General features: G+C 71.8%; 8 protein-coding genes. 7 read left to right on the forward strand and 1 reads right to left on the reverse strand.

Translation table 11 applies throughout. From position 1 onward, the window contains the following. Nucleotides 1-127: 127 nt before the first annotated feature. The 5 genes from K8638_RS36610 (at nt 128) to purL (ending at nt 9321) form a co-directional block, all read left to right on the forward strand. Nucleotides 128-1642 (forward strand): hypothetical protein, encoded by a 1515-nt coding sequence (locus K8638_RS36610; RefSeq protein ID WP_223759365.1) that lies wholly within the window; start codon nt 128-130, stop codon nt 1640-1642. A gap of 32 nt (nt 1643-1674) precedes the next feature. After that, nucleotides 1675-2523: a metal-dependent hydrolase gene (locus K8638_RS36615; protein ID WP_223759366.1), complete on the forward strand. Its 849-nt coding sequence runs from the start codon at nt 1675-1677 to the stop codon at nt 2521-2523. 86 nt (nt 2524-2609) lie between these two features. Further along, nucleotides 2610-3920, forward strand: a complete 1311-nt coding sequence (locus tag K8638_RS36620) for a hypothetical protein (protein WP_370644216.1) — start codon at nt 2610-2612, stop codon at nt 3918-3920. 92 nt (nt 3921-4012) lie between these two features. Continuing rightward, nucleotides 4013-5212: an SDR family oxidoreductase gene (locus tag K8638_RS36625; RefSeq protein ID WP_223759368.1), complete on the forward strand. Its 1200-nt coding sequence runs from the start codon at nt 4013-4015 to the stop codon at nt 5210-5212. Between the two features lie 203 nt (nt 5213-5415). After that, complete coding sequence (gene purL, locus K8638_RS36630; protein WP_223759369.1) at nt 5416-9321, forward strand: phosphoribosylformylglycinamidine synthase; 3906 nt, start codon at nt 5416-5418, stop codon at nt 9319-9321. A gap of 54 nt (nt 9322-9375) precedes the next feature. Here the strand turns inward: purL and msrB are convergent, their stop codons facing one another. Continuing rightward, nucleotides 9376-9798 carry a peptide-methionine (R)-S-oxide reductase MsrB gene (gene msrB, locus K8638_RS36635; RefSeq protein WP_223759370.1) on the reverse strand — a complete coding sequence of 141 codons (423 nt, stop codon included), beginning with the start codon at nt 9796-9798 and terminating at the stop codon, nt 9376-9378. Nucleotides 9799-10009: 211 nt separating this feature from the next. Between msrB and K8638_RS36640 the strand changes: the two genes are divergently transcribed. Beyond that, a complete protein-coding gene (locus K8638_RS36640; protein ID WP_223759371.1) occupies nt 10010-10426 on the forward strand; it encodes a CBS domain-containing protein in 417 nt (138 codons plus the stop codon). A 471-nt stretch (nt 10427-10897) separates the two neighbouring features. Next, nucleotides 10898-12481 carry a collagen-like protein gene (locus K8638_RS36645; RefSeq protein WP_223759372.1) on the forward strand — a complete coding sequence of 528 codons (1584 nt, stop codon included), beginning with the start codon at nt 10898-10900 and terminating at the stop codon, nt 12479-12481. Nucleotides 12482-12505 lie beyond the last annotated feature (24 nt).

Genomic DNA, 12505 nt, shown 5'->3' on the forward strand with positions numbered 1-12505 from the left:
CCGGAAACGGGGGGGCGCCGGGCTGGAAGAGAAATTCGCGCTGGTGCAACCGGACAGGTCCGGTGTCCGCTAGACTGGGGAAGATGCAGTGGGTCATCCCCCGGTGGCCCCCCCTCGGACACATGCCATGGATGGCTCCGGCCCTCGCTTCCCAGAGGTCGTACCCGGTGACGTGGACGTCACCGCGCGGGTGCGTGCCACCCTGGGCTACAAGTTCCCTCACTTCCATCCGGTGGCCCGGGGCGCGCTGTCCACGCTGGTACGGGCGTGTGACGGCATGCGGCGCCTGTTCCCTTCGCGGCGGGCGTCGGACGTGGTGCCGGCGCTGACGCCGTGGGAGCAGTACCTCTGCACCGAGCCCCGCTCGCGCCGCCTCATGGTGACGGTGCAGCCGCTGGGCGTGGACACCACCGGCGGCACATGGGCCGCGGCGCTGCTGGCCCGCGTGGCGCGCTGGCACCGGGACAGCCGGGGGCGCCGTCACAACCAGCCCACCGAGGTGTGGGTGGCAAGGCTCGGCCGCTCGGGCTTCGACGCGCGGCAGCCCGTGCCGGACCTGGCCGTGCTCACCGCCGCCGTCACCCATGAGGGCGGCGGCTTCCAGGTGGTGCGGCTGCCGCTGGAGGAGGCGGAGCTCACACTGGAGGCGGTGGCCGCGCGGCTGGCGGCGGCACCGGTGCGCACGCTGATGGAGGCCCGGCGCGATGGATTGCGCCCGCAGGTGGTGGTGGACCGCGCCTCGCGAGGCGGCAGCGCGTGGACGTCGCATCTCATGACGTCGAGCGCGTGGCTGGGCGCGCGGGTGGACGGGACGACGGGCTCGCTGGAGCTGAGCTTCGACCATCTGGTGATGGACGGCACGGCGATGCTGGACGTGTCGCAGGCGCTCGCCCGGGTGATGCCCCGCCGCGAGCGCGGCACGGACGGCGGTGAGTGGCTCACCGGCCCCGATGACACCACGCCGCTGCTGCGCGTGGAGCTTCCGGAGCGGCTCGATTACCGCAACCTCTGCTGCGCGATGCTGACGGCCCTGGAGCGCACCGGGGCGGAGCTGCTCCCGTCGTGTGACAACCTCACGCTGCTGGCGCCGGTGCTCCCTGACACGCCCATCTCCGTGGAGCGGGAGTGGCGGCGCATCCGCATCGCCGTGGTGCCGTCGCGCACGCGCGAGGGCCCGGTGACGCCGGAGGCCGTGGCGGCGGTGCTGGCCCGGACGCGGGGGGAGGGCGGGGTGCTGGAGGACGTCTTCTCCACCCTCTACTCGCCGTCCCTGCCCTGGTGGGCGCCGTCGCTCACCACGCACGCCTTCGCGTTCACGCCCGCGCTGCGGCAGGTCGCCTCCGCGATGTGCGGCAACGCGCTGCTGTCCAAGCTCACGCTCGTGGTGGACAGCGAGGCGGCGCTGGTGCGGCACCCGCCCGTCTTCTTCAACACCATCCGTCCGCTGCCCGCCGTGGGGGGCGGAGTGGCCCTGTGCGTGACGGAGGTGCTGTGCGTGACGCCCTCCGGTGTGCGCAAGCGCTTCTTCGCCTCGCTCGCGGGCAGCGGCCCCTTCAACTCGTGCGAGCGGCTCCTGGCCTTCCGGGCCGCGCTCGCTCCGGAGGCGGCCCGCCGGGCCCGGCCCGCGCTTCCCCCACCTTGACCCCTTCTGACGTCCCGACGCACGAGCACCGCATGGTTCCCATCATCGACCCCGCGCGCATCCGCCCGCGACCACACCTGAAGTTCCACTTCGACGCGAGCTTCCCTCGCATCTGGCACCACGGTGGGCCGGGCTCCACGCACCTGTGGAACGGGCTCAACATGCTCTTCCCCCAGGGGGAGCGCTTCTTCGTGCGCAGCGTGAACCACTACCTGGACCAACTGGAGGACGCGCCCGCGCTGCGCGCCCAGGTGAAGGCCTTCTTCGCGCAGGAGGGCAAGCACGCGCGCGAGCATCAGGCGTACATCGAGTTGCTGGAGTCCCAGGGTTACGACCTCTCCGGCTTCATCGCGGTGTACCAGCGCCTCGTCTGGGGCTTCATCGACAAGTACTCGCCGCCGCCGCTGCGGCTGGCGATGACGGCCGCGCTGGAGCACTTCACGGCCGTAATGAGCGAGAACACGCTGACGCTGGGCGTGTTCGCCGACGGCCACCCGGCGATGCGCCAGCTCATCGAGTGGCACGCGGCGGAGGAAATCGAGCACAAGGCCGTGGCCTTCGAGGTGCTGCGCAAGGTGGCTCCGGGCTACGCGGTGCGGACGGCGGGCCTGTTCGCGGGGGCCCTCTCGCTGTTCGGCCTGTGGTTCTTCGCCACGGTGACGCTGCTGCGGCAGGAGCCGGGGCTGGGCTGGGGCGGCCTGCTGCGCGAGCTGTGGCGCGCCCACCGGAAGGACCCGGTGCTGGTCCGCGTGCTGTGGCGAGGGGTGAAGGAGTACCTGCGGCCGTCCTTCCACCCGCTCCAGAACGACAACCTGCACCTGGCGCGGGCCCACCTGGCCGCTATCGACGCGGCGGCTCCGGCCGCCGTGGAGGCCGCCTAGCGCCCGCCCGGCTGGTGGGAGGGCGTACACGTCCGGAGCCGTTTCCCGGAACGCATGGACGTTGGCGCGGGTTTGCGTGTCCTACGATGCGCCATGTGACGCGAGCCCTGCCTGCCTGCCTGCTGCTCCTGTTCGTGGGCCTCCTCTCGCCGCGCGCGGAGGCCTTCTCGGTGGAGGACCACGGCGCGCTTACCAAGGCCGCGCTCGAGGCGGCCATGCGCTCGGGCCAGGGGAAGAGGCTCTCGGAGCACCGGGACTCGGTGCTGCACGGCTCCACCGCGGAGGACATCAACCTCCACGTGAAGTGGACCGGCTGGCACCACTTCTACCGGCCGGAGGGACGCATCGACTCGTCGCTGCGCCAGGGCTCGGACGCGCGCGTGCGGGTGTTGTGGGACGAGGCGCTGGAGGCGGCCCGCCATGGCGACCTGCCGCGCGCGTGGGACAGGGCGGGGCATCTGGCGCACCACATCCAGGACATGGCCTCTCCGCCGCACGTGGTGCCGGTGATGCACGGCGCCGGTGATGGCTTCGAGGCCCTGGGCATCCGCGACTCCCTGGCGCGACTGCCCCCGCGGAGGGTGGCGCCGCTCTCCGGACCCGATGCGCAGCATGCGCTCGCTCGCGAGACGCTGGACGTGGTGCGCACCCAGTCCCTGTCCACGGAGGATGGAGCCGAGATTCCGTGGAGCGCCTTCTGGGCCGAGCCCGACTCCCGGGCTCCCGGAGCGTTTGGCGCCTATGGCCTCGTGGGCAATGCGTTTGGCGAGACGAAGGTGCGGTGGAAGGGACGCGAGCACCGCGTCGACCCGGCGCGCACGGCGGCGTTCATGGATGCGCGGGCCGCCGCCGCGGTGGCGTACACACGGGCCTTCCTGGAGTGGGCGGCGGAGCGGTTCGACGAGGCCTCCGCTCCGGACGCGCCCAGAGTGCCGCTGCGCGACTACCGGCCTCCGCCCGAGCTGTCATTCCAGCTCCTGGGCGGAGTCCACCGGAATTCGCGCGGCACCGCGCCCTCCACGGGTGTGCGCGCCACGCTTCCCCTGCCTCATGCCCTGGGGCTGTCGATGGACTGGACCCGATACGTGGATGCGGGCTCGCGTCCCTGGCCGTCGGGGGGCTGGGCGCTGTCGGTGCAGTCTCCACCGCTGTGGGTCTGGCGGCAGGGGTACTCTCGCGGGTTGGACCTGCGGGCGACCGCCGGCGTGGGCGTGTACACGTGGGAGGGGGGCTCGCGTCTCGGCGTGCCGGTGGGGGTGCGGGCGCACCTGTCGCTGGGCGGACCCTTCATCGCCACCACGGAGGTGCTCTATCAGGCGATGCGTCCACCCGGGGCCTCCTGGACGCATGGGGTGTCCTGGACGGTGGGTCTGGGCATGGCGCTGGGCGACCGGTAGGAACACGCGCGGAGCCGGGAATGGAATTCAGGGCGCGGCGTTCTCGTGCCCGCTCCCCCCGAGCGCGCCAGGTCCCCCTGGAGCCGCCATACATGTCCTCCTCTCGCAGGAAGTTCCTGCAGTACTCCCTCGCGGGCGCGTCCCTGCTCGCGCTCGGCCCCGAAGCGCTGGCCGCGTCCGGTGGCAAGGGCCCGGCGCCGAAGAAGGGCGCGAAGAAGCGCATCCTCGTCCTCGGTGGCACGGGCTTCCTGGGCCCCGCCGTGGTGCAGGCGGCGCAGGCGCGCGGGCACTCGCTGACGCTCTTCAACCGCGGCAAGACGCGCCCGGAGCTGTTCCCCAACGTGGAGAAGCTGCGCGGTGACCGCGACCCGAACAAGGGCGAGGGTTTGAAAGCCCTGAAGGGCCGAAAGTTCGACGCGGTGGTGGACACGTCCGGGTACTACCCGCGCATCGTCCGCGCCTCGGCGGAGCTGCTCGCGCCCAACGTGAAGCAGTACCTCTTCATCTCCAGCGTCTCCGCGTACGCCAGCGACAAGACGCCGCACGAGGACGAGAGCGGCCCCACGGCGACGATGGCCGACCCCACCCTGGAGACGATGGGGAAGGACTACGAGTTCTACGGCGCGCTCAAGCGGCTGTGCGAGGAGGCCGCCGAGGCCGCGCTGCCGGGCCGTGTCGCCAACATCCGTCCGGGCTACATCGTCGGCCCGGAGGACCGCTCGGACCGCTTCACGTACTGGCCGGTGCGCTTCGACAAGGGCGGGGAGATGCTGGCCCCCGGCACCCCGAACGACCCGCTGCAAATCATCGACGTGCGCGACCTGGCCGAGTGGCTGGTGCTCCTCATCGAGGGCAACACCACCGGCATCTTCAACGCGGTGGGGCCGGGGCAGCCGTGGACGATGGGCGCCATGCTCGACACGTGCCGTCAGGTGTCCGGCAAGGACACGAAGGTGACGTGGGTGCCCGCGGACTGGTTGGAGAAGCAGGGCGAGACGGGGGATGTCCGCCTCCCCATCTACATGCCGCCGAAGGGCAGCTCCGCGGGCACGCACCTGCGTGGCAACACGAAGGCCGTGAAGGCGGGGCTGAAGTTCCGCCCGGTGGACGTCACCGTCCGCGACACGCTGGCGTACTTCAAGAGCCTGCCCGAGGAGCGCCGCGGCAAGATGCGCGCGGGCCTTCCTCCGGAGCGCGAGGCGGAGCTGCTCGCGCTGTGGCACAAGGAGCAGTCCGGGACGGCGGCTCCCACCGCGCCCACGGCTCCGGCCGCGTCCGGCAAGGGCGGGTAGGGCGGCGCGGCCTGGGAATGGGGTGAGCTCGCGGCGCTTTCAGGGCTGTCGCGAGCGCCTCTCAGGCTCCGACGTACGGGGGGCACCTACCATGGCTCCTGCCCGTTCGTGCAGCGGCCGGCCTTGCGTCAACTCTTCACCCGTCGCCGCGACGCAGGGTGATAAGGACGCCCCGGCTGTTACCCAGAGCCACTCCCATTCCCATGTCCAGCATGCACATCCTGCGTGGGGCTCCGGCCCTCTCTGATTTCCGGCTCGCCAAGCTCCTCGCCCGGTGCCGCGAGCGGGTGCCCTCCGTGTCGTCCGTCTACGCGGAGTTCGTGCACTTCCTCGACGCCTCGGCGCCCCTCACCGAGGGAGAGCAGGCCACCCTCCGCCGCCTCCTCGAGTACGGCCCCCACGTGGCCGCCGGGGAGCGGGCGGGCAGCCTGCTTCTGGTGGTGCCCCGGCCGGGCACCATCTCCCCCTGGTCCTCCAAGGCCACCGACATCGCCCACAACTGCGGCCTCGGCGACAAGGTGCGCCGCATGGAGCGCGGCACCGCCTTCTTCGTCGCCGGCCCCGGTGGCCGCGCGCTGGAGCCCGCGGAGCTGGAGCGCCTGGCGCCGGTGCTGCACGACCGGATGACGCAGGCGGTGATGGCTCGCCTGGAGGACGCCGCCATCCTCTTCGAGGCGCACACCCCCCGGCCCCTCACCACGGTGGACGTGCTGGGCGGAGGCCGCGCGGCCCTGGCGAGCGCCAACCGCGACCTGGGCCTCGCCCTGGCCGAGGACGAAATCGACTACCTGGTGGCGCGCTTCACCGAGCTGAAGCGCAACCCCACCGACGTCGAGCTGATGATGTTCGCGCAGGCCAACAGCGAGCACTGCCGGCACAAAATCTTCAACGCGTCCTGGACCATCGACGGCAAGCCGCGGGAGCGCTCGCTCTTCCAGGCCATCAAGAACACCTACGCCCGGAACAAGGAGGGCGTGCTCTCCGCCTACAAGGACAACGCGGCCGTCATCGAGGGCTTCGAGGTGGACCGCTTCTTCCCCCATCCGGAGACGGGGGAGTGGGGCAGCGTCCGTGAGCCGGCCCACATCATGGTGAAGGTGGAGACGCACAACCACCCGACGGCGATTTCTCCGTACCCGGGCGCCGCCACCGGCGCGGGTGGAGAGATTCGCGACGAGGGCGCCACCGGCCGCGGCGCCAAGCCGAAGGCGGGCCTCACCGGCTTCACCGTCAGCCACCTGCGCATCCCCGGCTTCGAGCGCCCGTGGGAGCAGCCCTACGGCAAGCCGGACCGCATCGTCTCCGCGCTGGACATCATGATTGACGGCCCGCTCGGCGGCGCCGCCTTCAACAACGAGTTCGGCCGTCCCAACCTCGCCGGCTACTTCCGCAGCTTCGAGGCGCAGGTGCCCACGCCCGACGGCGTGGAGGTGCGCGGCTACCACAAGCCCATCATGATTGCCGGCGGCCTGGGCAACATCCGCGCGCCGCACGTGCAGAAGGGGCGCCTCCAGCCGGGCGACAAGCTCATCGTCCTCGGCGGGCCCGCCATGCTCATCGGCCTGGGCGGCGGCGCCGCGTCCTCCATGGCGCAGGGCGCGAGCGCGGCGGACCTCGACTTCGCCTCCGTGCAGCGTGACAACGCGGAGATGGAGCGGCGCTGCCAGGAGGTCATCGACCGCTGCTGGTCCATGGGCGACGCCAACCCCATCCGCTCCATCCACGACGTGGGCGCGGGCGGCCTGTCCAACGCCGTGCCGGAGTTGGCGCACGACAACGAGCTGGGCGGGCGCCTGGAGCTGCGCGCGGTGCCCAACGCCGAGCCGGGCATGTCTCCGGTGGAAATCTGGTGCAACGAGGCGCAGGAGCGCTACGTGCTGGGCGTGGCCCCCGAGGACCTGTCCCGCTTCGCGGCCCTCTGCGAGCGCGAGCGCGCTCCCTTCGCGGTGCTGGGTGACGCCACCGCCGAGCAGGTTCTGAAGCTGGGCGATTCCCAGTTCGGCAACGCGCCCATCGACCTGCCCATGGACGTGCTGTTCGGCAAGCCGCCGCGCATGCACCGCGACGTGAAGTCCCGCCCGCTGGCCCTGCCGCCGCTGAAGCTGGACGTGCCGCTCAAGGACCTGGCCGACCGCGTGCTGGGCCACCCGACGGTGGCGGACAAGACCTTCCTCATCACCATCGGCGACCGCTCGGTGTCCGGGCTCGTCACCCGAGACCAGATGGTGGGCCCGTGGCAGGTGCCGGTGGCGGACTGCGCGGTGACGCTGTCCACGGTGACGAGCAACACCGGCGAGGCCATGGCCATGGGCGAGCGCACGCCGCTGGCCATCGTGGACGCGGCCGCCTCCGCGCGCATGGCGGTGGGTGAGGCCATCACCAACATCGCCTCCGCGCGCATCGGCAAGCTGCCGGACGTGAAGCTCTCCGCCAACTGGATGGCGGCGGCGGGCAGCCCCGGAGAGGACGCCAACCTCTTCGCCGCCGTGCAGGCGGTGGGCATGGAGCTGTGCCCCGCGCTGGGGCTCACCATCCCCGTGGGCAAGGACTCCATGTCCATGCGCACCGTCTGGGAGGAGGCCGGCGCGCGCAAGGCGGTGACGGCTCCGGTGTCGCTCATCATCTCCGCCTTCGCCCCCGTGCTGGACGTGCGCCAGTCGCTGACGCCGCAGCTCGTGGACGTGGCCACGGACACGCGGCTGCTGTTCCTGGACCTGGCGCGCGGGAAGCAGCGGCTGGGCGGCTCGGTGGCGGCGCACGTCTACGGGCAGGTGGGCCCGGAGTGCCCGGACGTGGAGGACCCCGCGCTCTTGAGCGGCTTCTTCTCCGCGGTGCAGGCGCTCAACGCGGAGGGGCGGCTGCTGGCCTACCACGACCGCTCCGACGGCGGCCTGTGGGCCACGCTGTGCGAGATGGCCTTCGCCGGCCACTGCGGCCTGGACGTGGACCTGACCGGCCTGGGCGGCAGCATGGTGTCGGCCCTCTTCAACGAGGAGCTGGGCGCGGTGGTGCAGGTGCGCGCCGCCGACGTGGCGCGGGTGCGCGAGGTGCTGGGCCAGCACGGCCTGGCGGCGCACTGCCATGAGCTGGGCCGGCCCACGGAGGCGCTGGAGGTGCGCGTGCGCCACGGCGGCGAGCGGCTGGCGGAGGGCACCATGGCCCTGCGCCGCGCCTGGTCCCGCGTCAGCTACGAGATGCAGTTGCTGCGCGACAACCCCGTCTGCGCCGAGCAGGAGTACGCCGCGAAGTGCGACCCGGCGGACCCGGGCCTGTCTCCGAAGCTGGCCTTCGACCCGGCCGTGGACGTGGCGGCGCCGTTCATCGCCAGGGGCGCGCGGCCTCGCGTGGCGGTGCTGCGCGAGCAGGGCGTCAACAGCCAGCAGGAGATGGCGGCGGCCTTCACCCGCGCCGGCTTCACCGCGGTGGACGTGCACATGAGCGACATCCTCGCCGGGCGCGTGTCGCTGAAGGACTTCCAGGGCATCATGGCCTGCGGCGGCTTCAGCTACGGCGACGTCCTGGGCGCGGGTGGCGGCTGGGCGAAGTCCATCCTCTTCAACCCGCGGGCACGCGATGAGTTCGCCGCCTTCTTCGCGCGGCCGGACAGCTTCGGCCTGGGCGCCTGCAACGGCTGCCAGATGATGGCCCAGCTCAAGGACATCATCCCCGGCGCGGAGCACTTCCCCCGCTTCGTGCGCAACGCCTCGGAGCAGTTCGAGGCGCGCCTGGTGACGGTGGAGGTGGCCCGGACGCCGTCCCTCTTCTACCGGGACATGGAAGGCAGCCGGATGCTCATCGTCGCGTCGCACGGCGAGGGCCGCGCGGAGTTCTCCAGCGACGAGGAGGCCGCGCGCGTCAACGGGTTGGGCTTCGTCACCACGCGCTTCGTGGACAACCACGGCCGCGTGGCGGCGACGTACCCGGCGAACCCCAACGGCTCGCCTCACGGCATCGCCGGGCTGACCACTCGCGACGGGCGCTTCACGATTACGATGCCGCACCCGGAGCGAGTGCACCGCTCGGTGCAGCACTCGTGGCGGCCTCGCGACTGGGGAGACGACGGGCCCTGGATGCGGATGTTCCGCAACGCGCGGGCCTGGCTGGGCTGAGCGGGGTGTGACCCGGCCTCCCCGCGTTGACGGAGGAGGCCGGGCGCCGGGTGCCTACGCCTTCACGAGCTCGAGGGGCTGTCCTTCCGGCACGTGCTTCATGGCCACGGAGTTCATGCAGTAGCGCAGGCCGGTGGGCGGCGGGCCGTCCGGGAAGACGTGGCCCAGGTGTCCGTCACACCGCGCGCAGCGGACCTCCGTGCGAATCATCCCGTACGAGCGGTCCTGCACCTCCGTCACCGAGTCCCCGGTCAGCGGCTGGGTGAAGGACGGCCAGCCGGTGCCGGACTCGAACTTCGTCCCCGCCTTGAACAGCGGGTTGCCGCAGCCGGCGCACACGTACGTGCCGGGCGTCTTCGTCCCCAGGAAGCAGCCCGAGCCGGGGCGCTCCGTCCCGTGCCGGCGCAGGATGTCGTACTCCTCCGGGCTCAGGCGCTTGCGCCACTCGTCGTCGCTGAGGATGAGCTTGTCCACCATGCCGTCGTGCTCCTTTCGGGGCCCGGGGCACAATCCCGGGCGAAGCTTTCAGATGCGCATCCTGCCCCGTCGTCGCGCCTGGAGGGCAACCAGGAATGCGTCGCGCTGTCCGGTGGGCTGCTCCGGGTCCATGCATCGGGCGCAGGCCAGCACGGAGCCACCAGGGCACCCACGGTAGGGAGGAGGGGGACATCTCGCAGAGGAGGAGCCGATGCGGATTGGCGAGTTGATGACCAAGAACCTGGAGACCATCGAGGCGGGCGAGCCCGTGCGCGCCGCGGCCCTGAGGATGCGGACCTGCAACATCGGCTCGCTCCCCGTCCTGGAGGGTGGACAGCTGGTGGGCATGCTGACGGACCGGGACATCACCGTGCGCTGCACCGCGCTGGGCCAGGACCCGAACACCACCCAGGTCCGTGAGGTCATGACGTCCACCGTCGTCACCTGCGGCACGGAGGAGACGCTCGAAGTGGCCGAGAAGATGATGGAGGACAAGATGGTGCGCCGCCTGGTCGTCGTGGACGCGCAGCGGAGGCCCGTCGGCATCCTCAGCCTGGATGACCTGGCCACCGTGCCCGAGGAGGTGCTGCACACCGGCGAGGTGCTCGAGCGCCTCCACCAGGCCTGAGGCTCACTTCCGCCCGCCTGCCTTCCGCGGGGGCGGGCGCCGGGTCTCCATTCCGGGCAGCTCCTGCTGGACGGGGGCTGCCCGCTGCTTCTTCGGCGCGGGACGCTTCGCGGTGGTGGATGTATCCCGCGCAGTCCGCGCCGCGACGGGACCCGACGGGGAAAGACCCGCCGGGAGCGAGGCCACCCGAGCTACCCGGTACGTCCCACGCTCCACCTGATGGGGCAATGGGCAGGCGGAGCAGGTGTCCGGGACGTGCGCCGAGGTTCTGCGTCAGGGTGGGCCGACGTGCGCCGCATGGGGAGGGCGTGTCACCCCGAGAAGAGCCGGCGGGTGCTGGCGGACGGTGAGTGAATGGGTCCAGAATGCACCTCCGCCGTTTCGAGGGTGCGCGCGGCCCCGCACCCGCCTGTTCTCCGTCGTCCGGGGCGTGCTCCCGGACCGTGAGTCCTCTTGTGGGTGGGGGTTCAAATGCACGTTCCTCTTTCGATGGTGTTCTTCCGCGCGCCCGCGCTGCGAGTGGCGCTCGTGGCGGGGCTCCTTGGCATGGCTGCCTGCAAGGGCTCGACGGGCTCCGAAGGGCCCGCGGGGCCCGCGGGTCCTCAGGGGCCCGAGGGGCCCGCGGGAGGTCCTCAAGGTCCGCAGGGGCTGAGCGCGCTGCTGCTCACCACCCCCGAGCCGGCGGGCACGAACTGCGCGTTCGGAGGTGTCCGGCTGCAGGCCGGGGTCGACTCGGACCGGAGCGGAGCGCTGGAAGGCGCGGAGCTGGACTCGGCGACCACGCGGTACATCTGCAACGGGGCAACGGGAGCAACGGGAACAACGGGGCCCCAGGGAGAGCGGGGCCTGGGTGCGCTCGTGGCCACGGAGGTCGAACTGGCGGGGAGCAACTGCGCGCATGGCGGGACGCGGCTGCTGGCCGGCGTCGACCGGGATGGCGACGGGACGCTGGACGGTGACGAGGTGGATGCGGCGTCCACGAAGTACCTCTGCAACGGCGCGCCAGGTCCGCAGGGGCCACAGGGCGCGACGGGGCCTCAGGGGCCCACCGGCGAGACGGGGCTGCAGGGGCCCCAGGGGGAGTCCGGTGCGCTCGCGCTCTACGGCGACGGCTCCGCGGGGGACTTCACCCTCCAATCCTTCCAACAGCCGCGGTACTTCCAGGCCGGGAACTTCCCCCTGCCCGCTGGCGCCAACCTCATGTTCCGGAACGTGACCATCGACGGCACGCTCATCGTGTCGAGCGGGACGATGATTCGCGCCACCGGCGACATCATCATCGGTCAGAGTGGAAGCATCATCGTCAGCCCCGACTTCCAGATTCAGACCCTCAACCCGCCGCAGAAGGGCATCGCCATGTCCGCCGCCTGGCAACATCTGGGTGGACGGGGGCTGGACCTGGGGCGCACCTCGCTGCTCTCCCGTGCCGACCTCGCGGGGGGCGGCAGTGGCTATCGCTCGACGACGAACGCCGACATCCTCGGCGGCGACGGCGGTGGGCGGCTCATCCTTGCCGCCAAGGGCAACATCATCATCCGCGGCTACATCGACGCCAACGGCCGCCAGGGCATCAACAACAGCATTCCCACCATCAATCGGCCCGCTGGTTCGCCGACGCCCGTGGCGGGCGGTGGCGGCGGTGGTGGCGGCGTCGTCAGCCTCATCTCCCGTGGCACCATCACCGTGGACACCAACGGTAGAATCTACGCGAATGGCGGCAACGGGGCCGTTGGCTGGAATGGCTCCAGCCCGGTGGCGGGGCAGATGTACGGCGGCGGCGGAGGCGGCGGCGGTGGCATCATCCAGTTCCTCTCCGCGAACACGCCCGTCATCGTGAATTCCGCCAACGTCCAGGTGAACGGCGGCACGGCGGGCGCGTCGGCTGTCTCGGGCGCGGCCACCAGCCTGGAGCAGACCGGCGGCGGTGGTGGCGGCAGCGCGGGCAATGGCGGAGATGGCACGGCCTTGACGGTGGCCGCTGGCGCCGCCAAGCCGGGCACCGCGGGAGACATCATCACCGTCAAGGCGGCCCAGCCGGAGCTGCTTTTCTTCTGAGCGGAGCCCGTCCGCGGATAGCCC

Source organism: Myxococcus sp. RHSTA-1-4, from assembly GCF_020037125.1.
Lineage (GTDB): Bacteria > Myxococcota > Myxococcia > Myxococcales > Myxococcaceae > Myxococcus.